The 21302-nt window shown below is 45.7% G+C and carries 13 protein-coding genes; all 13 read right to left on the bottom strand.

What is annotated here, in order from left to right; genetic code table 11:
- Positions 1-37: 37 nt before the first annotated feature.
- Positions 38-1450: a phosphoglucomutase/phosphomannomutase family protein gene (locus AK966_RS03210; RefSeq protein ID WP_099079864.1), complete on the bottom strand. Its 1413-nt coding sequence runs from the start codon at positions 1448-1450 to the stop codon at positions 38-40.
- Positions 1451-1575: 125 nt separating this feature from the next.
- Positions 1576-3984, bottom strand: coding sequence for a GH36-type glycosyl hydrolase domain-containing protein (locus tag AK966_RS03205; protein WP_119463524.1), 2409 nt, complete (start codon positions 3982-3984; stop codon positions 1576-1578).
- A gap of 86 nt (positions 3985-4070) precedes the next feature.
- The gene (locus tag AK966_RS03200) at positions 4071-5990 is read right to left on the bottom strand and encodes a beta-N-acetylhexosaminidase (RefSeq protein ID WP_119463523.1); all 1920 of its coding nucleotides are present in this window, start codon (positions 5988-5990) and stop codon (positions 4071-4073) included.
- A gap of 8 nt (positions 5991-5998) precedes the next feature.
- Entirely contained in the window at positions 5999-6889 is an 891-nt protein-coding gene (locus AK966_RS03195; protein ID WP_119463522.1) for an N-acetylglucosamine kinase, read from the bottom strand.
- Positions 6890-6891: 2 nt separating this feature from the next.
- Positions 6892-8631 carry a glycoside hydrolase family 9 protein gene (locus AK966_RS03190; RefSeq protein ID WP_099079868.1) on the bottom strand — a complete coding sequence of 580 codons (1740 nt, stop codon included), beginning with the start codon at positions 8629-8631 and terminating at the stop codon, positions 6892-6894.
- Between the two features lie 69 nt (positions 8632-8700).
- On the bottom strand, positions 8701-9696 hold the full coding sequence (locus tag AK966_RS03185; RefSeq protein WP_099079869.1) for an ABC transporter ATP-binding protein: 996 nt from the start codon (positions 9694-9696) through the stop codon (positions 8701-8703).
- Positions 9697-9743: 47 nt separating this feature from the next.
- Entirely contained in the window at positions 9744-10727 is a 984-nt protein-coding gene (locus AK966_RS03180; protein WP_099079870.1) for an ABC transporter ATP-binding protein, read from the bottom strand.
- Between the two features lie 2 nt (positions 10728-10729).
- The gene (locus AK966_RS03175; protein ID WP_099079871.1) at positions 10730-11755 is read right to left on the bottom strand and encodes an ABC transporter permease; all 1026 of its coding nucleotides are present in this window, start codon (positions 11753-11755) and stop codon (positions 10730-10732) included.
- A 2-nt stretch (positions 11756-11757) separates the two neighbouring features.
- Positions 11758-12744: an ABC transporter permease gene (locus AK966_RS03170; protein WP_099079872.1), complete on the bottom strand. Its 987-nt coding sequence runs from the start codon at positions 12742-12744 to the stop codon at positions 11758-11760.
- Positions 12745-12912: 168 nt separating this feature from the next.
- Entirely contained in the window at positions 12913-14595 is a 1683-nt protein-coding gene (locus tag AK966_RS03165) for an ABC transporter substrate-binding protein (protein WP_099079873.1), read from the bottom strand.
- An 809-nt stretch (positions 14596-15404) separates the two neighbouring features.
- Complete coding sequence (locus AK966_RS03160; protein WP_119463521.1) at positions 15405-18791, bottom strand: ATP-binding protein; 3387 nt, start codon at positions 18789-18791, stop codon at positions 15405-15407.
- 227 nt (positions 18792-19018) lie between these two features.
- Positions 19019-20044, bottom strand: a complete 1026-nt coding sequence (rsmC, locus tag AK966_RS03150) for a 16S rRNA (guanine(1207)-N(2))-methyltransferase RsmC (protein ID WP_099079875.1) — start codon at positions 20042-20044, stop codon at positions 19019-19021.
- 71 nt (positions 20045-20115) lie between these two features.
- A complete protein-coding gene (locus AK966_RS03145) occupies positions 20116-21201 on the bottom strand; it encodes an AI-2E family transporter (protein ID WP_119463520.1) in 1086 nt (361 codons plus the stop codon).
- Between the last annotated feature and the right edge of the window lie 101 nt (positions 21202-21302).

The raw sequence follows: 21302 nt of genomic DNA, 5'->3' as shown, positions 1-21302 counted from the left end.
ACCTATAGGATTGTGCTCGGACAGTGCACAAGGTCAGTTATAGAGACAAAAAGTCTTTAAACTGTTGAAGAACACGTTCCGCAGTGTCCTTATTTTGCATTTCTGCAAAAATTCGCAGTAGTGGCTCTGTACCTGAGAAGCGGGCAATGATCCAGCCACCGTTCTTGAAGTACACTTTTGCCCCATCTTCGTAGTTGACTTTTTCGATTTCAAACTCAAACTCAGGCAACAGTTTTTCCACATAGATCTTGTTGAACAGTACTTCTTTTTGCGCTGGTTTGAATTTGCAATCGCCTTCCGCCATGTAGGCATAGCCGTACTTGCCGTAGATTTCATCGAGAAGTTCAGACAATTTCTTACCTGTCACGGAAATCATCTCCACCAACAAGCTTGAGGCGAATACGCCATCTTTACCTTTGATGTGGCCGCGAATGGTCAAGCCGCCAGAGCTCTCTCCACCAATAAGTGAGTCGTCGGCTTCCATTTGTGAGCTGATGTGTTTAAAGCCTACAGGCACCTCAAAGCACTTTTCGCCATGATCTTCCGCGATTTTGTCGAGCAGGTGTGTGGTCGCGATATTACGTACCACCGAACCTTTCCAGCCCTTGTACTCAAGCAAGTAGTAGTAGAGCAGGAGCAACACTTCATTTGGATGAATAAAGTGGCCTTTTTCGTCGATAATGCCAAGGCGGTCAGCGTCACCATCCGTACCGATACCGATGTCGTAGCCTTCCTGTTCGACAAGGTGCATCAAACGGTATAGTGTTGCTGCACTTGGTGAAGGCATCAAACCACCGAAGTCTGGGTTCTTACCATCGTTGATTACGTCTACTTCACAGCGGCCATTAATCAATACCGTTTGTAGCGCGTTTTTCGCGACACCAAACATCGGGTCGACTAATACGCGTAGGTTGGCTTTTTTGATTGCTTCGATGTCAATGAAATTGATGATCGAATCAACGAACGCGTTCATCGGGTTGATGATTTCAATCAGTTTGTCTTCGATAGCTTGGTCAAAATCGACAAACTTAACTTGGTCCAAGGTTAAGTGCGCAATTTGCTCTTCAATTTTCTGTGTGATCATCTCATCTGCATCACGGCCGCCTTCGATGAAGATTTTTACGCCGTTGTAATCCGCCGGATTGTGAGAGGCAGTAATACATGCCGAATAAGCGCAGTTCATTTCTTTCGCTTGAAACATCACGATAGGGGTTGGGACAAACTTGTCGATGAAGCTAACAACAATGCCATTGGCTGCGAGTACTTCTGCGAACCAACGTCCAGCCTTGTCAGAAAGGAAACGACGGTCATAGCCAATCACAAAACCACGGTCGGCAACTGACTCGGCATTGGTGATGTTTGCGACTGCTTGGGCAACTAAACGTACATTATCTTTGGTGAACTCCTCACCGATAAATGCACGCCAACCGCCTGTACCAAATTTGATCATGATTCGATCCTCGATAAGAGCGGCATCCCACCGCCTCTTAAATCTTTGTTAGCGAACCGATGCACTTATCAAATTCAAGCGCATCGGATCAATCAAAAGGGGAGAAGTTCTCCCCTAAAAGATGATTAACCTAGAGTAACGATAACTTCGTTTACAGAGCCTTCAGCTTGAACTGGCACTGATGCACCATTTACTGCTTCACCGTTCACGGTAATTGACTTAACGCCTTTGCTCACTGAATCTGGGTTGACCACTTTGATGTTGTACGTTGCACCTAGCCACTGACGAGTCACTTCGAAACCAGGCCAGTTGGTTGGGATACAAGGATCGATAGTTAGACCGTCGAAGCCTGTACGCACACCAAGGATAAAGTTGGTAACAGCGAAGTAAGCCCAGCCAGATGTACCCGTTAGCCAAGGGTGGTTTGCACGGCCGTGGTCTTGGTGGTCACGACCCATGATGAACTGCACGTATGAGTAAGGTTCTGCAATACGTTTTTCGATGATGTCGTTTTGATTGTATGGGTTCAGTGCATCGTAGAACTTCATTGCACGGTCTCCACGGCCCAATTTTGCCTCTGCTACCCAAGCCCATGGGTTTGGGTGCGAGAAGATAGCGCCGTTCTCTTTTACGCCTTGGTAAACGCGAGTCACGAAGCCGATGTCATCGTTTGGTGTTGCGAATGATGGTGAGTTTAGGTGCAGGCCGTATTCAGAGAATAGGTTCTCGTCGACAGCGTCCATCGCTTTCTCACCGCGCTCTTGAGATACCGCACCAGAAAGTACCGCTAGCGTGTTTGACTCAAGGTGTACTCGGCCTTCTGCTTGCTGCGCTGTACCGATCTTGTCGCCATTCTTCGTCAGACCACGGATGTACCAACCGCCTTCGTCGTCCCAAAGGTGTGTTTCACACGCTTCACGAACGTTGGCTGCCATTTCAGTGTATTTCTTAACGTCGGCGTCTTTGCCTAGGTATTTCGCTAGGTCGATGAACTCTTGCAGTGCCCAGAAATGCAGGAACGACACCATTGAAGACTCACCACCACCTAGGTTTAGACAGTCGTTCCAGTCTGCACGCAGACCTTTACAGATACCGGTTTGACCCACGTATTCAGCCGAGAAGTCTAGCGCTGCTTTCATGTGATCATAAACCGTTGCATCACCGCCGTCAGCGTAAGGGATCACTTCGTCGAAGAAGCTGTGCTCACCTGTTTCCATCACATACTTACAGATGGTTGGGACTAGCCATAGGTGGTCATCAGAACATGTATCTTCAATACCGTGGATCTTGTCTTCATCAGACGGAGTAGGAACAACGGTTGGGGATTTCGATGGTTTAACATCTGCTTTTTCTGGATCGAACCAATCTGGATCGAATAGGTGCAGACCGTAACCCGCTTTCACCTGACCACGTAGCAGGTCGACGATACGTTTACGCGTCATTGCTGGGTTAGCGTGAGGGACTGAAATTGCATCTTGCGCCGTATCGCGGTAACCAAGACCAGTACGACCACCCACTTCGATGAATGAAGCAAAACGAGACCACACCACACAAGTTTCTGCTTGGTATAGTGTCCAAGTGTTGATCATGGTGTCTAGACCTTCGTTTGGCGATTTCACTTGGAACTTGCCACAACGCTCATCCCAGTGTGCTTTGATACCTGCAAATGCATTGTCGACTTCTGCAAGATCTTGGTACTTAGCACGTAGACGGTCACCGTTGCCTTTACCGATACCTAGAATGTAAGCAAAACGAACTTCTTCACCTGGTTGGATAGTGAATTGCTTGTGCAGAGAGCCACAGTGGTTGTAACACGTTTGTGCGGTGTTGAAACACTTACCTTGTTCTACCGCTAGCGGGTTTGCTTCGTCACGGTATAGGCCTAGGAAGCTGTCACGCTGACCATCGTATGAATCTGGGTCAAACGTAGACGCTAGGTAGTAGAAGCCTTCGAAATCGTTAGTGTTGTAGTACAGGTCGTACTCAATCACACCTTCGTTGTATGATGTTCCGGCAGAGTACAGAGACATCTGATGGTTTTGGTTATCAGATTGAATGTGGCTGAATGAGAACTCAACAAATGAGAACGCACTGATTGTACGTGGTTTATCTGAAGTGTTCTTGATAACGACATCCCAAACTTCTGCGTCTTCGCCTTTTGGTACGAATAGCGTTTTCGTTGCCGTAATACCGCTGTATTCACATTTGAACTTAGAGTAAGACAAGCCATGACGAACTTCGTAGTTTGCTTCGTCTAAGCTCTTAGCAACGGGTTGCCACGAGATTGACCAGTAATCACCTGTCTCATCATCACGTAGGTAAACGTAGTGTCCTGGGCGATCGAATGTCGCGTTTGGACGGAATTTAGTAACACGGTTGTATTCTGGAGAGTTATAGAACGAGTAGCCCCCCGCGTTGTGCGAGATAACCGTACAGAATTTCTCAGTACCTAGGTAGTTTGTCCATGGTGCTGGTACGTCAGGTCGAGTGATGACGTATTCGCGATTCTCGTTATCGAAATAGCCGTATTTCATTTGTATCTTTCCTTTTTACTAAGCTGCGTCTGCAGCCAAAAATTTAAAAACTCTTTAAGCGCGATGCGTTGGCGTCTGGCTTGGTATTACTTCCACGGTTTACGGTAATTCACGCCCTGCAAATCAAGCAGAGGAAGGTGACCTTTCAAACGTGATAAATAGTCGGTCCAATCGCGGTGTTGTTTTTCAGTCCAACATGCTTCTGCCATGGCAGTTAGGCGAGGGAAAATCATGTAGTCCATGCGCGATGGGGTGTTTATGATTTCGCACCATAGAGCGGTTTGAATGCCCCAAATGCGTTTTCTGATCGGGTCGTCAGCAGGTACTTCTTCTAGCGGTTCGTAGTTGTAGGCTTTCTCTAATGGCAGTGGATTGGCCCAGTCTACGCCCGGCTCTTCGGGGGCGTAATCTTGGGCCATGTCCAGATAAGTGGTTTGCGCTGGTTGCAGTACCACATCAAAGCCTTGGCGAGCGCAGTTCAATGCGGCTTCTTCGCTTAGCCATGAATAGATCACTGTGTCTTTGCTGACCTTGTTGCCGTGTTGGGCTTCTTCCCAACCTAGCATCCGTTTGCCAAGTTTGCGCAGTTTGTCTTCTGCATGACGTAAGAAGTGACCTTGCAATTCTTTGTAATCGGTGTAATCCAACTGCTCCATAAATGCTTGACAAGCAGGGCTTTTCGACCACACGCCATTAGGCACTTCGTCTGCGCCAATGTGGACGTAAGGGGCAGGGAATAGCGCAGCCACCTCTTCAAGCACCTTGTCGATAAACTCGTAGGTACCCGGTAAAGCCGGGTTGATGACGTTATCGTTGTAATGCTGAATACTGCGGTACTCAGTGGTGTCTTCTGCTTCAACCAATAGATGTGGCAGAGACTTGATGGCTGCGCGGCAATGGCCAGGTACATCAATCTCAGGAATGATGGTGATGCCACGCTGTGCTGCAAATGCGATAACGTCTTTGATCTCTTCTTGGGTGTAGAAGCCACCATAACGCTCTGATAAATGGGTGTACTGTGGCTCGATGGTTTCATCGATACCACGCCACGCGCCAATGTCAGTCAGTTGTGGTAACGATTTGATTTCGATGCGCCAGCCTTCATCATCCGTTAAATGCCAGTGGAAAGTATTAAATTTGTAATGCGCCAACAAGTTGATCAGGCGTTTAACTTGATCCACCGAGTGGAAATGGCGAGCACAGTCCAACATCATGCCGCGGTAACGAAAGCGTGGGCTGTCTTTGATCGAACAGCACACGACTTCCATGGTATTGGTCGCTTCATCTCGTTTTAGTAGCTGCAATAAAGTTGCACAAGCATGGGTAAAGCCAGACGAAGAGCCTGCTTCAATCTTGATTGACTCTTCTGATACTTTGAGCTTATATGCCCCTTCATCCTGTGTTGGGTTGCTTTTGAAAATGATCTTGCCGCTGTTAGAAGAAGAAAGTGCAAATTGGTGAATACGCTGGAGCTCTTCTAGTAACCACGCTTTTGCTGAGTTCGCTAAGTCGGTGTAAATTGCAACGCCAGCTTGTTCATCAAACGTGAACGAGTGGTCGCTGACTTCAATATGGTTCGGTTTTGGCAATAACGGTTGAGCGTGGGTTAAGCTTGCTGGAATGTCGCTGCGTTCACGATAAGGTGAAGCTAAAACGATAGGTGTGACATCGACCTGTGCGCGTTGAGGTTGACCATCAACAACAAAATCGATCATCGCTTCATTAAAACCGTCTGAGTAGTAACGGAATGGATTAGAGCCAATGCTGAATTCGCAGTAATAGTGGTGGTTGGCGGCCAGCACCACACCTTCTGGTTTGAGAGTGCAAAAGCTACCAACCTGAGTTAGTTGACCATTTGAAACGCTATCTGGAAGGATGTAACGATCAAAAGCGAAAGTCAGGTTCCAGCTATTTAGAGCCTGATCACTCAAGTTATGAAAAGTCAGTCCCAAACGGCAGTTTTGTTTTTGCTCAGAAAGCACAACGAGATCAATACGATATTCCATGTTTACTCCTACTCAACACTCACCGAGTAAAGGTTATGTTCTGGCTTACCAGCAAACATAATGGCTCCTTCAATCGCATCAAACTGAGGTTCGACCACCCACTGTTGAACTGGTGGAGACAACCAGTTCAGAATTCGCTCTGCGATACTGCCCATCAAGCAAATGCGCGTTGCACCGCGTTTATTAAGCGCGACCAAGAACATTTCAATATCGTTAGCAGTTTGTTTGAGCATTTCTATCGCCAACGTATCGCCTTGTTCAGCGTGTTGAAAAATAGCCGGGGAAAACTGACCATAATCTCGAGGCAATGCGTGCTTAGACCATGCCACTACGTTGTCGATATCGTTTTGAAAAAATTCCATGATGTGCGTTGCTAATGGTGTTTTTTCTCGGATGCCATCCTCTGCAAGTAAGACTTGTTGGATGAGACGTAACCCCATTACCGCGCCACCACCTTGATCGGATATTGGGAACTCACGACCACCAACAACATGTTGCTCAAGACCTTTAAGGTAAATACCGCAAGAACCAGTCCCTGCAATCATGATCGCACCATCTTTACCATTGTGCGCACCGATACAAGCACCGTAAGCATCGGTATTGAGTGTCATACTGGCAAATGGGTGCTCTAAAGCCATGAATGCTTGCCAAGAGGTTTTATGTTCCGCACCTGCTAGAGCCAGCCCTACGTGCATAGAAGCGAAATTTTGTTGAGTTAGACCACCTTGTGCTGCCGCTGAAGCAATAGATTCAAGAATCGACGCCATCGCGATTTCTGCGCCCAGCATGATGTTTGCACTGCCGCTTTTGGCTTCACCAATGAAGTTGCCTTGTGCGTCTTTGATTCGAGCGCGGCATGACGTGCCGCCCCCATCAATGCCTACAAAATACATCCCCATGTTTATTGCTCCTTGAAGGCTTGAGAGTTCGCTAAAGTCGAGATGTGCTGAGCCTGACTCATCACCGCAAGTAGGTACCAAGCACCATGTGGGATCCATTGTTCACCCCAGCGCCAGTTCTGAAGCATGTCGTCTTTCTGTGCTGGTGGATTAAATGCAATGTCTTCTTCATCTTCGAAACCGCCGGTAATGCCGTTACACACGCCACCTTTTGCATTGAAGAAGCCGTATTGAGGAAGATAGTCCGGATTGTTACGACCATGACCATCCAACATACACATGTCGTATGGGTTCAGGCCCACAATCCAGTTAATAGAATCTTGTGCGAGTTTAGAGAGCTGCTGTTTTAGCGCTTTTGACTCAATGAAGGGGAGTGCCCCATAAGCCATGGTTGCCAGTGAACCTAGACGAGCATTCTCACCTTGCCACCAGTAACCTGATTCGTTGTTGTGTGCCACAAAGAACGCATCACGTTTCGCTTCGTTAACGCCTTTTACATACTGGCGAGGGTAGCCAAATGGGTTCTTCACTTTGTTGGTGATAGAGACTTCAAATTCACACGCTTGAGTGATGATTTGTTTTGCTACCGTTGTGCGCTCAGAGTCGTCTTCGATGGTTAAGTATTCACACAGTGCGATGACAGGAAGCCCTGCTTCTGCGGCATGGAAGTAAGGTCGACTGCCATCTTGATTAGCACTCCAAAAGTGTTGAATATTTTCATCACTTGTTTGGCGAGCGGAAAGACGTTTTGCCCATACGCGGCTTTCTTCTAAGTAACGTGCCTCTTTGGTGGTCTTGAATAGCTCTACAGCGGCAAGAAGCGCGCAGTATTCATCGATGATGTTCTCTTCACCATCGTTTAAGTATTGGGTGTTGTGTTCTTTTAGGTGCCAGTAACCGTTTTCTGCCGCATTACGGTATTTTTGTTGGTCGAACTCACCATGAACATCTAGGCGTGCTGCTGAAGCTAATGCTGCAATGCTGATGCCTGCACCTTGTCGATAGCCTGCTTGATAGTCATCGAACTTATGACCAAGTTGAGTTTCGTACGCGCAGATCTCGCGTTGCGCTGTATCTTTACTCCACTTGTCGAACACTGTCATGTAGAAGAAACCTTTTTCATTCTGCATACGAACAAGGAAGTCTGCGCCAAATAACGCTTCTTCAACAAGACGAGTGGCAGTGAACTTAGCAAGTTTATCGTTGCCTTCGAGCAGAGATAACCCTTTCAACATGTTCCAAACTACCATCGGTGTCTGTTGTGGATTTAGATAATTCGCGTAAGACAAATGACTCAGGTACTTACTGACGTCGCCTGACGCGTCATACCAACCACCGTGGACATCAGCGGTTTCGCTAGAGTTAAGTAGCGGTGCTTGGCGATCTTGTTGATCGAAAATGCCACCACAGCGTTGAGATTTAAAATAATGGATCACATCAGACAGCGTACGATCGAGAAGAACATGTTCTCCAATCTCAAAGTGAGATGAGCGCAAATGATCGAAGCGAAGGTAGTAGTTACCGGGAGTGTTAAATGAAGAAAAGTCGACAAGGTAAAAATGACCTTGATGCCAGTTTGCCACTTTGCCTTGTTTTTCTACTGTCAGTGTCGCAACAGTTTGGTGGCTGTCGGCACAAACCAATAAAGCAGTATAAGAAGACAGACGTGGTTGACTCGTCTGGATGATCGCTTTCTTAGGACCCTGACGCTCGTAACCAATATGGTTAGTCAGTAGCAGCATTCAATTTCTCCGGGAAACAATAAAATACAAAGGGAAAGGGGGGCAGATTGATACCTGCCCTGGCGATGATTAATTTTCAAATAGGTAACAACGAACAAAGTGGTTGTCAGATAGCTGAGTCACTCCAGGGAGTTGCTCACGACACTTATCCGTTGCGTGCACACAGCGGCCAGCAAATGGACAACCAACGGATTCTGGTGTCCAAAGAGGGATGTCGCCTTTGTTACCCTTCAACTTCTCGTGAATTGACTTCGATGGGTCTGGAACCGCAGAAACCAATAGTTGGGTGTATGGGTGTTGCGGATCATGGATGATTTCCTCTGTATCGCCCCATTCAACCATGTGACCAACGTACATTACGGCTAGATCTTCTGCGATGTAACGAGCCGTTGCGATATCATGGGTGATATAAAGCAGAGACATTTGTTTCTCAAACTTCATCTCTTCCATCAGGTTAAGAACACCGGCACGAATCGATACGTCAAGCATTGATGTTGGTTCATCTGCAAGTACCACTTCAGCCCCTACTGCGATATTACGCGCTAAGTTCACACGTTGACGCTGACCACCAGAAAGCTGATGCGGAAACTTTTGCGCCGTCTCTTTTGGTGGAATCAGACCAACTTGTTCCAGTAGGTCATACACACGCTCTTCCAGTTCCTTCTTGTTGCCCGGTGAAACCTTCTTGTGGATCAGCAGTGGGCGAGCAATATGGTGGAAAATATTGTGTGTTGGGTTTAGCGAGCCAAACGGGTCTTGCCATACCATTTGTACACCTTCACGGTAGGCCATTAGGTCGTTTCTTGATGTGATGTCTTGAATATCACGTCCTTTGTACTCAATGATACCATCGGTTGGTGCGTACATCTTCGCTATCATTTTTGCTGTGGTCGATTTACCAGAACCTGATTCGCCAACCACTGACAAGCCGCGACTTTTGTACATCTTAAATGATACGTCGTTAATTGCGCGCATCTTAGACTGCTTGATTGAGTTACTGTTTAAAGGGAAGTCTTTAACGACATTTTTGCCTTCAATCAGCAGTTCGCCGAGTTGTTTGCTCATAATTCTCTCCAGATTAAATTTGTTCTTAGCTAATGTTGTTATTTTGTTTAAACCTTAGCTTGAGCAATTGTTTCGCCGTACAAATGGCAGTTCGACAAACGACCAGGTTCAATTTCGCGTAGCTGAGTTGGTAGCTTTGTACAAGCTTCGTGGACACGGTCACAGCGAGCTTGGAAGCGACAACCTTGTGGAACTTCAAGCAAGTTCAATGGATTGCCTGGAATGCCAGTCAGCTTAGTTTTTGGACCTGTTAATGGAGGGAAAGAGCTACCCAGGCCTTTGGTGTAAGGATGGTAAGGGCTTTCCAAAATTTGCTTAGAAGGTGCAACTTCAATCAATTCACCGGAATACATGATGCCGATACGGTCAGAGAACTCGACCATTAACGATAAGTCATGAGTGATGAACAGAATAGAAAAACCAAACTCTTCTTTCAGTGCATAAATCTTTTGTAAGATTTCGCGCTGCACCACTACATCAAGTGCAGTGGTTGGCTCATCCATGATGATCATTTTTGGATTAAGAGCTAGAGCAATCGCGATAACAAGGCGTTGACGCATACCACCAGAGAATTGGTGCGGGTAATCGTTAAGACGGCTAGGGTGGATATCAACGATTTCCAATAGGCCTTCAGCACGTTTCTTTGCTTGCTCTCTTGTCATATTGGTATGACGCATGATGACGTCGCAGAACTGTTCTTCCATGTTCAGAACAGGGTTCAGCGCATTCATTGCACTTTGGAATACCATTGACATTTCGCTCCAGCGGAACGCTTGCATGCGATCATCGCTGTATTTAAGGATATCTTCACCATTGAAGATAACCTCACCACCCGTAATAAACGCTGGCGGCTTATGAAGTCGCATTAGAGAGAAGGCGACGGTTGATTTGCCACAGCCCGACTCACCTGCAAGACCAAAGACTTCTCCTGGTGCAATATCGAAGCTGACATTGTTACAAGCGCGGACATCGCCCGCGTCAGTAATGTAGTCTACGCATAGGTTACGGATAGAAATTAGTGGTGCAGTCATGATTATTTATCTCCGCTCCATAGTGCATTTTGTGGTGCCAATTCTGGCTCACGTTCTTTCTTGTCTTGCTTTGCCATTTTCTTCCAACGCTTCATGCCTTTATGAGAGCGAAGCTGTGGGTTAGCAATTTCATCAACTGCAAAGTTAAGTAAAGCAAGCCCTGTCACTAACAAGGTTAGGGCTAAACATGGAGCTAACACTTCCCACCATGCGCCTATAAGCATTGCGGAAGAGGTTTGAACGTTGTAGAGCATAATGCCCCAACTGATCGTATTTGCATCACCTAGACCTAAGAACGAGATAACCGCTTCAGTGTTGATGGCAAGCATGACTGAACCGATGAAGCTAGCGCCTACAATTGGAACTAAGTTAGGTAGAATCTCAACGAAGATGATGCGGAATGAAGATTCACCTAACACTTCTGCGGCTTTAACAAATTCTTTTTCACGTAGGGCCATGGTTTGTGAGCGGACAACACGCGCACCCCATGCCCAAGAAGTTCCGGCAATGATTAATGCAATCGTTAATGGTCCCGCCTCACCAATAAAGGCTGCGAGTACAAACAACAGTGGATATTGTGGGATAACCAGCATGATGTTCATTGCGGCACTAAGAACGTCATCGACACGTCCGCCGAAGTAACCTGCAGAAATACCGATGACGGTTGCTAGGAAACAAACAATGATACCGGCACCAAAACCAACACCTAAAGATACACGAGCGCCGTAAGCCAGTTGAGACCAAATGTCACGACCCATACGAGAAGTGCCTAGTACGTGATCGGCTTTCTTAGACATAACCAGTGTGCGACGGTCATCGGCTAGGTTTGTAGCAACCCAGCCGTCAGGGTTGTTTTGTGCTTGTTTTACCACGAAACTTGGGTATTCGTGGGGGTTACCAGTGCGCTTATCGGGTGCATGTTTGGTGATCATTGGTGCGGCAACCGCAACAAAAATAAACAGACTGATGATAGCTAAGCCAATACGGGCGAATGCATTACTTAGAATTAGTTTAAATAGTTCTTTCATGATTATTTGCCTCCCTTACGTAGGCGAGGGTCGAGAATCATATACAGCATGTCAGCCATTAGGTTGAAGCACAGCATGAACATGGTCATGATAATTAACTGACCTTGAAGTACCTGGTAGTCACGTGCATGAATTGCATTTAGAAGAACAGTGCCTAGACCAGGGTAGTTAAAGATCATCTCGATGATGAGTTGACCGCCAATGGCCATGCCGAGAGACATTGAAAGCGCGGTAACACTAGGAAGTAATGCGTTACGAGCAGCGTAGTTAAATACCACGCGGTTCTCACTCAGACCCTTACCTTTTGCCATTGTAATGTAGTCTTCAGCCAACAGGTTGATCATGTTGTTACGCATGTTTACCAAGAAGCCGCCAACTTGAACGATGGTTGCACAGAACAGAGGTAACACAGCATGGTAACCAACGTTCTTCAGGAATTCCCAGCTTGTCCAATCAGGTACTAAACCGGGTGTGTAAGCGTAACCAGATGGGAACCATTTAAGACCGATAGCAAAGATAAATAGCGCTAGCATCGCGATAACCATTTGCGGAATCGCTTGGATAATGAGCGTGCCAGGCGTAACGAATGCATCGTATTTGCTGCCTCGTTTCCATGCTGCAAAGATACCTAGAATGGAAGCAATCGAGAATGAAAGTACAACTGCAGTACCGGCAAGGAATAGTGACCAACCGAATGCGTTACCTAATAGCGTGTTCACTGAAAGTGGGTAAAATTGGATAGAAGTGCCAAGCTCCCAGCTTAGAATGTTTTTAATGTATGCAAAATATTGTGCGATCCAACCGCCTTCGACAAAGCCTAACAGCTCTTTCATTGCTGCGATTCGTTCCGGCGTTACCTGTACTGATGCATTAGCAAACATCATGGTAACTGGGTCACCAGGCATTGCTCGCGGAATAATAAAGTTTAACGTCGCTGCAACTAAGAGCGCGACAAGATAGAACGACAAACGTCTTAAAAAATAACCCATAACTCACACCTTACTCACCCAGATTTTTTTCCTGTTGCTGGTTTCAGGTCGCTCCTAGCGAAATTTAGAGCGAAAAAACCCCTGACGACGAGCGCCATAATTTACTTTCGTAACAAGGGGGTTTATAGGCGGCACACGGAATGTGTGCCGCGAGACATGAACTTCTACTTACTTAACTGGTTTTAGGTCCAGTACGTGTAATAGACGCTCTGGGATACCAGCCCAAATGTTTGGACGGCCCTTAGGATTTTCTTCGTTCCACCAACCAGTAAAGCGAGTTGTGTTGTATTGGTACATGTAAGCACCAGATAGCACAGGGATCGTTACTTGGTCAGCCGCGATGATTTGCTGGATACCGTGAGCGATTTCTAGCTGCTCTTGCTTATCAGCAGTCTTGTAGAAGCTGTTAAGTAGACCATCTAGCTTATCGTTCTTGTAGTAGTGCATCGCGAAACGTGGCATGCCTTCACCTGACTGTAGTGCTGAGTTGTAAGCACTGTTCCAGTATGTGTATGGGTCTGCACCGTGGAAGTAGTTGGTGTACGCAACATCGTAAGTACCTTCAAGCATCGCTTGGTTGTACACAGAGAAGTCTGGAGTACGAGCACGTGCTTTGATGCCAACTTCACCCAACTGTTCAACCGCTAGCTGTACCGTGTTGTTGAAGTCAGTCCAACCGTTTGGCGATTGAATAAGAAGCTCGAAAGACTTACCAGATGGTGTATCAACGAAACCGTCTTTGTTTACATCTTTGAAGCCAGCTTTCGCTAACAGTTTCTTAGCGCCTTCAACGTTGTAGCTGTTGTAGTCTTTGTATTTGTTGTGTGTTTTTTCGTCAGACCAAGCTTCGAATGCGTAGCCAAGGCCAGATGCGAAGTCGTTCACAGTACCGCCGCCGTAGAATGCGATATCAATGATGGTTTGACGATCAAGCGCCATAGAGAATGCGCGGCGGAAGTCTACGTTAGTTAGCGCTTCGTTCTTAGCGGCATCTGGGTTTTTGAAGTTCACAACGAACGCTTGAGTACCTGCTGGCGGGTACCAGTAGTGATGTTTAGGGCTCGCTGCTGCGTAAGTACGGTCGATGTCTGGAACGAATGAAGAAGTCCAGTCCATTTCACCGTTTACAACTTTACCTAGGAATTGGTCGTTGTTTGCAATTTGAGGTACACGTAGACAGTCAACGTCAAGGTTAGCAGCATCCCAGTAGTTCGGGTTTTCACACTGAATGTATAGTTGAGGAGTGAACGTATCGATCACCGTGAAAGGACCCGTACCTACTGGGTTTTCGTTGGTGAACGTTGCTGGATCTTTCACTTTGCTCCATACGTGCTGTGGTACGACTGGTACACGAGCAATTTCGTAAGGAACGTTTGAGTTCGCTTCTTTTAGGCGGAACTTCACTTGGTAATCGTTAAGTTTTTCTACGCCAGAAACCCAAGTGTTGATACCAGATTGGTCTAGTTCTGGTTTCTCTTTAACTAGGTTGAAAGAGTAAATAACGTCATCAGCATCAAATTTCTCGCCGTCAGACCATTTCACGCCCTTACGAATATCGAAAGTTACGCTCATTAGGTCATCAGACATTTTGAAGTTTTCTGCTAAACGGAATACAGGCGTGTTACCGTGCATTTCGTTGAAAACAACGAGTGGCTCGTAAATAAAGTCCGTCGTTGTGTGCAGGTTAGTTGCACCTAAGTATGGGTTAAAGTTACGAACAAAAGTTGTAAACTCTTTAGGGTGGATAGTTAGTTCACTGCGTTCAGCTGCAGTTGCTACTGATGCAAAACCTGTCGTAGCGGTTGCAATAATTGCTGTTGCTAGTGCTGTTTTTTTAATATTGGCAAGCATAGCTGTTCCTTACTATTTGCTTTTGTTTCACTAATGGAATTGAATGTTATCAATTGGTAAACACTCTTCAAGGCCTACCTCTTCACTACACCTTGCATATGAGTAGCTGCTAGAGTGGCCTGTAGGCCTTAGTCAGGACAAGAAAACACCGTATCTACAAAATAAGCAAACCCGTTTCCCGTTAAAAACGTTAAAAGAACCCCTAACTACGTCATAAACGTCATTTTGTTTATTTTTAATCCGCATTTGTTTCATGTTTTAACATTGATGTGCATCGCAACTTACATTTAAAGAAAATGCGTTGTGTTAGTGCTTGCTAACACAGTGGGTCTTTGTTTTTGTGTGGTTTTTAATCGTTTTAATCCTTTATTGATCTAGCTCACACGTTAAAATTCCGTTAATTATTCAGCTAAAATTTAATCTGCCGTTCTGTTGTGATTGAGTTCGCAATCTTTATCAATTGTTCATCAAAATCTACGTTGTTAGTGAAAAAAGGTACATTTTGCCAGCAAATTTTAGGCGCTTATTGTGCTTGTTTTACGTTGGAAATGAAGTGTTTTTTTGCGGTTTTTATTGAGCATATAGGCATCCCAGTTGACCCAGGTTTTTGCCTTTAGCTTTGCTATAAGAGCGATACTAAAAACCATTGTCGAGTGCTTACCTATCAATCTAGTTCTGCTGTTGGGGATAGAGGAATAGTCGTCGTGAGGATGTTGATTCTGCATTGGGTCATTTTTAGACCATGGCTTTTCAGTGTAATAAAAAGCCCCGCTAAATAGGCGGGGCGATGTGAGCTTTCATTTTTTACTTTAGCTAGTGAGAAGCCGCTGTAACTTATCGCGCTGTGCTTCAATATGGGAGCGATCTGGACTCTGCTCTTTACAGTGCTCGAGAATAAACTCAATTGAGCTGAGAACGGTTCTCCAGCGAGGTGTTTTAGGCAGTGTCTCAATACGCATGTATTTATCTAAGGTTCGAGTTTGAAGCGTACTGCGGTCAAGATAGACGCGCCATAAGCCACTTTGCTCGGCAAAGGCAAACTTGCTCTCTCCAGTGACGGACTCCCAGTACTCTAGCGCATGGGTCATCACATCGACTAACACTTCACGCATTAAATCTTGTTTATCCTTTTTATTGCCCAGAGCCTTATCTGCAAGGCGAGTAAACTCTCCACCAAGCTCTTTTAGTTTCTGCAGTTGGTCCTTATCACCATCAAATGCGTAGCTTGAGAGTACTTCTACCGCCGTTTCTAGGTTATGAATGCGCGCCGCATTTGCACCACCACCAACGTTAAAAATGTACATTACATCCAAACCAGAACCTTCAGGTAGCTTGAGAATGTCCGCTTCAATGTTTTGACGGATGTCCTCGATATAGATATCAATTTTTCCGCAGTAGTGCGGTTGGTCCACGGTGAGAAATTTCGGGGCAATAAGTTCGTCGGCCGAAGAACGCTTGAGCTGCTCTAAGCTACGCTTAAATAGTTTACACGCCGCCTCGTTAGCAAACCGAATACGTTGATCTTCTCGTAAACAAATAATGGCTTCTGGCGCAGACTCAAGTTGTTCTAGTAACCGACCTTGCGTTTCTAAAAGACTCGCTTCTACTTGTGCTCGTTGGCGGAGCTCTGATTCAAGCAGTTTATTTTCTACATGACGCATCTCCGCTTTACTTGCGGTTAAATGCGCTTGAATGCGCGCGGCGAGCTCTTGTTTATTAAAAGGCTTCGACAGGTAGTCATTTGCTCCGGATTCAAACCCTCGAACGCGATCTTCCGTTTGGTTTAATGCGGTAAGCATAATGATGGGTAGCTCTGCGTGATCGTAAGTATTACGAAGTTCACTACACACTTGGTAACCACTCATTCCTGGCATCATGATATCGAGAAGAAGAAGCTCTGGTTTTTCTTTCTTAATTAACGCAAGGGTATCTGGACCGTCAGAGATGGTACGTACTCGGTAGCCCTCTAAACGTAGGAAGCTTTCTAATACACGTAAGTTTACCGGTTCATCATCGGCCACGTACAACAGCGGGCCATTAGGGTTCTCTGGTAGAGATAGGTCGTCGTTGCTTTCCATATTGAGATCTGGAATTTGGAAGTGACCTCTAGCGGCTAGGGTTTGGCTTGCTTGAATCTCTTCTTCGCTTGCTAATGGTAAGGTGAAACTAAACGTTGTCCCCACCATTGGCTGGCTGCTGACGTAGAGTGATCCTCCCATTAGCTCGATCAATTGTCGGCTGATAGAGAGTCCAAGCCCAGCGCCTTGACGGTAGCGGCTTGAATCTTGTCCAGCTTGAATCAGTGGCTCAAAGATGTGCTCTAGTTGCTCAGCAGGAATGCCTTGACCGGTATCTACTACCTGCACGCGTACTTGTTCGTCCACCACTGTAGCAGAAATAACGATCTTACCTTCTGAGGTGTACTTGATCGCATTGCCAATCAAGTTGTACAGAACTTGCTCTAAGCGCTGTGGGTCGGCGGAGACGGCTTTCAAATCAACGGGTACTTGATTAATGATACGAATGGTCTTATTGCCCAACAAGTGTCCGGAGAGTTCAAGTACAAGCCGCGTAGCACTGGCGAGACTCACCGCCGATTTATGAATATCCATGCTGCCGTAGCGCATCTTGTGATAGTCCAATAAATCGTCAACTAAGTTCGCCAATCGCTGACCACTCTTGATGATGATGTCCAGTTGGTATTTCTGACTTGCAGGGATGGCCCCGTTTGCACCAGAGACTAGTGTTTCCGCGATTCCAACCATGCCATGCAGTGGTGTGCGTAACTCATGGGAAGTGGTCGCCAAGAATTCATCTTTAAGCTTATCAGCAAGCTGCAGTTCTTCGTTTTGCTTTTGAATCAGCTTGATATTGCTTTCCAGCTCTTCATTTTGCTGCTTAATCGTTTGGATTTTCTCACGAATGGAGCGTTGCATACGTGCGAAGCTAATTGCTAAGCGGCCTATCTCATCTTTTCGTGTTGTGTTGAATGTGGTTTCGTCTAGGTCACCAGCAGAAACTTTTTCGGCCGCCCAGGTTAATTTTAGTAGTGGCGACGTGATGAAGTTCGATAGGTAATGCGAAGCAATCACAACGAGAATAATCGCAATGAGCATCGCAATAACAAATATCTTTTCGAGTTGATGGACGCGAGAAAAGGCTTCTTTTTCAGGCAATTGGACGACAAGTGCCCAAGTTATGCCATGCGTCTCAATCGGAGCAAAAGCCGCGATGAACTCTTCACCAAGTCCGTTACTGTATGTACCAACTCTGGTTTCACCGGCAAGCGCCTTATCGACCACTTCTAAGCTATTTTCGATGTCACCTTGTTTCGTGTTCATCGTGCGAGGTTGGTGGTTACTGCCAACCAATAGTGTATCTATGGATGTATCTTGGTTAATCTCGGCAACTAACTTGGTGATACCATTGTTTGGCAAGCGGAACATGGCGTAGCTGTGCAAGTAGCCTTGTTGAACAATTGGTGCCCCTAGCCACGCAACCTGTTTTCCCCCTTCTGACTCGAAATCAGAAATAATAACCGGGGTATAGTCTTCGTTTATCTTACGACGAGCGGAGACATCTTCGGATAAATGTTTGAATGTTCTGCCTAATGCTGTTTCTTTGTAGCGACCTGTTAATAGGTTGGTGCCGTAGTTTTCGTCTTTATTGATCGAGTAGGTGACGTTACCGTCGATATCGACCAACAAGATATCGTTAAAGTCTGAGCGTTTTAACAGTTCGAGGTATGCCCAGTGGTAGCGTTTATGCAGCAAGCGGTAACGCTCACTGCCTACGTAGTCAGAAGACTCCGGCAAAATCGATGTCTTGATTTGATCGCCACTGCCTCTGATGTAGCGTTGCTGTGCATTTTCTCTTGCTGTCTCAAGATCTTGGCCTAGCCGGCTGAACGCATTAACTAAACCATAAAACCGCCCCCCACTTGCGTACGCTAATTCTGAACGAACAAAGCCCATCACTTCAGTTTCCTGAGCAGCAAAATAATCGATGATCTGTTGTTGCTTGGTGTCGCGAACTGACAGTAGGTGTGACGTACTTTGCTCTTCAAGATCTTTACTGTGAGATTGCAGGAAGAAAATCGCAATGATCGTAAGAGGGGTGATGCTGAGAACCAAAAATGCGGCCATCAGTGTGCTTTGCAGGCGCTTAAATTTCTGCTTTTTGTAGAATTTAAACATGAATAAGATTACAACTCATAAAAGGGCAGCGACCAATGATTGGGGCTTGCCGAGGTTCTCGTTAAAAACGGATAAGGCGTTAGACACAATAGAATTAACAAAATTAACGAGTTTTTTTTCTTTGACAAGAAAGTTGAGTGTAAAGCGTGGTGAAAGACGCAGTTTTTCGCTGAATTTGATGTATTTTAGGCAAAGCTTGCGCAGGATTTCGCCTGCGCAGCAAGAGATTACGATTTTTTAGCGTAGTAGATAGAGAACTTGGTGGTCTTATTTAGTGTCTCGCAATTATTGAATGCTTGTTCAATAATTGGTGGGTATTTTAAGAAGTTGTTCGCAACAATGAGCATTTCACCATCATGAGTCATATAACGAGGAGCTTGACCTAATAGCGTTTCCGCCGCGCTGTAATTTGTGTCGAGACCGCTATGGAATGGTGGATTACTGATGATAAAACGATAGTCATTTGAAGCATCTGAATAAATGTCTGACGCAAATACACGCCCCGTTAATCCGTTAGCTTCTAGTGTGGCTTGGCTTGATGTGATCGCATAGGCGTTGATGTCACACATTTCAATCGCAATGTCTGGATTTGCTTTCGCCATAAATGCCCCTAGTACGCCCGCGCCGCAACCAAAGTCGAGAACTTTGCCAGACAACTTAGGCAGGGTTTCAAGCAGCAAATGACTGCCTAAATCAAATTCACCATGACTGAATACGCCAGGAAGGCTCTTAACTGTCAGTGATTGCTCACCGAGTGTGACGGTATAAGACTTAAACCAATCGGCTTGATTGAAAGGTTTTGGTTCGTTAAGGCAAGTGCCCCAGTAGAACGAACAGCGGCGTGCTGAATCATATTTGTTTACAGGGCCATACTCTTTGAACATCTTCTCGATGCTTTTTACACCAGAGCGGTTTTCACCAACTACGACGATCTCAGTGTTTACTCCCAACTTGGCCATCAGCATTGCCAATAGATATTCTGCTTCTGCTTTTGCTTTAGGCCAATACAGCAAAATCATATTTGCCTGAGTTTGTACGTCAAACTCTGAACCAAAATGGCTTTTGATTTTGTCAGAATTGCGAATTTGACGGTAATAGCTGTAGTTAGAAGTAAACACTTCTACAGACTCACAGTGATCCACTAATTCTAGTGGAAACAAGTCTTCAACTTCACCCGCGACGAGCACGTGTTTTCCGTTGAAATACTCTAACTGGCGCTGTGCTATTTGGCTTGGAGCGATATAAGCAGACATAAATTTGATTCATCAGAAATAATTTGGACCAGATTTTCGCATAATCTGGTCCAAGCTTGAAGTAGTTAACGTTACGTGTTGTCTTGCTGGTTGAGGAAGTCTTTAAACTCCTCTTCATAGATATTAAACAACACCATGGTGACGGCAAAGATTAATGGACCGTATATCAGACCAATCAAGCCAAATAGATGTATACCACCTAACAGTGAAAAGAAAATCATTAACGTATTCATACCTGCGCTGCCTTGCATTAGCAGTGGACGCAGTAGGTTGTCAATTGACCCGACAACCACCACACTCCACGCTGTCAAGAATACGGCCCAAGTCGTATCACCAGTAAGGAATAGATAGGCCGCTGCTGGAATCCAAATTAATGCAGTGCCGACAACCGGAATGAAGGATGCAAAGCCCATCATAGTGCCCCAGAATAAGCCAGGGAAACCCGCTAGCCACATACCAACACCACCTGCAATACCTTGTGCGATAGCGGTTAAGAAGGAGCCCATTACGGCGGACTTAGAGACTTGTTCGATCTCGGTCAAAATTCTATCTTCTTGACTACGAGACAGTGGCAGAATGTGACGAATCGCTGAAATGATTTTGTCGTGATCACGCAATAAGAAGAACAGTACGAACAACATCAAGAAGAAATCCATCAAGAAGTTGGTCGCATCACCTAAGATTTTGGCACTGATGGTCACAAGGTTGGAGCCTAAAGATGTGGCAAATTGGCCTATTTTTTCTGCGATTGATTGAGGCTCAATTTTGTCGAAAGGTAAGTACTCGTTGACGACGGCTAACCCTTTGACTACCCATGGGTGCTGGAAAATTTCTTGAATGCCACCATTGGAAACCCATTTGTAGGTGTTTTGTGAGAAGACTGAGCCTTGCTGAATGATGGCCGCAAACACAAACAATAATGGAATGACGATGATAAAGGTAAGAACCACACAAGAGAGTAATGAGGTCATGTTTCTATATTTTGGTAGTTTACTCTCGAACCATTCATGCAGCGGGAACATGAGCAGTGAAATGATAAACGCCATTACGATTGAGTTGATATATGGCTCAACCAGTAGGTAGCAAGCAAAAGCTGCGGCAAGTAAAGCGACAACGAGAACGCGATGACTCGAGGTGATTTTTACGTTATTTGGCATGAGATTAATCCAATTTTCGGATGAGTTATACTATTTCCAGTCTTAGACAACTCCATCATATGTATATTTCTGTATATCCTTAATTCTTTCAATGTTATGAC

This window comes from Vibrio sp. PID23_8 (genome assembly GCF_003584965.1).
In the GTDB taxonomy this organism is placed as follows: Bacteria; Pseudomonadota; Gammaproteobacteria; order Enterobacterales; family Vibrionaceae; genus Vibrio.
This window is presented reverse-complemented; position numbering and strand designations above follow the sequence as displayed.

Bases quoted from the DNA above. Each gene is read 5' to 3' on its own strand.
- AK966_RS03210 (WP_099079864.1), bottom strand. From the start codon at position 1,450: ATGATCAAATTTGGTACAGGCGGTTGGCGTGCATTTATCGGTGAGGAG.
- AK966_RS03205 (WP_119463524.1), bottom strand. From the start codon at position 3,984: ATGAAATACGGCTATTTCGATAACGAGAATCGCGAATACGTCATCACT.
- AK966_RS03200 (WP_119463523.1), bottom strand. From the start codon at position 5,990: ATGGAATATCGTATTGATCTCGTTGTGCTTTCTGAGCAAAAACAAAAC.
- AK966_RS03195 (WP_119463522.1), bottom strand. From the start codon at position 6,889: ATGGGGATGTATTTTGTAGGCATTGATGGGGGCGGCACGTCATGCCGC.
- AK966_RS03190 (WP_099079868.1), bottom strand. From the start codon at position 8,631: ATGCTGCTACTGACTAACCATATTGGTTACGAGCGTCAGGGTCCTAAG.
- AK966_RS03185 (WP_099079869.1), bottom strand. From the start codon at position 9,696: ATGAGCAAACAACTCGGCGAACTGCTGATTGAAGGCAAAAATGTCGTT.
- AK966_RS03180 (WP_099079870.1), bottom strand. From the start codon at position 10,727: ATGACTGCACCACTAATTTCTATCCGTAACCTATGCGTAGACTACATT.
- AK966_RS03175 (WP_099079871.1), bottom strand. From the start codon at position 11,755: ATGAAAGAACTATTTAAACTAATTCTAAGTAATGCATTCGCCCGTATT.
- AK966_RS03170 (WP_099079872.1), bottom strand. From the start codon at position 12,744: ATGGGTTATTTTTTAAGACGTTTGTCGTTCTATCTTGTCGCGCTCTTA.
- AK966_RS03165 (WP_099079873.1), bottom strand. From the start codon at position 14,595: ATGCTTGCCAATATTAAAAAAACAGCACTAGCAACAGCAATTATTGCA.
- AK966_RS03160 (WP_119463521.1), bottom strand. From the start codon at position 18,791: ATGTTTAAATTCTACAAAAAGCAGAAATTTAAGCGCCTGCAAAGCACA.
- rsmC (WP_099079875.1), bottom strand. From the start codon at position 20,044: ATGTCTGCTTATATCGCTCCAAGCCAAATAGCACAGCGCCAGTTAGAG.
- AK966_RS03145 (WP_119463520.1), bottom strand. From the start codon at position 21,201: ATGCCAAATAACGTAAAAATCACCTCGAGTCATCGCGTTCTCGTTGTC.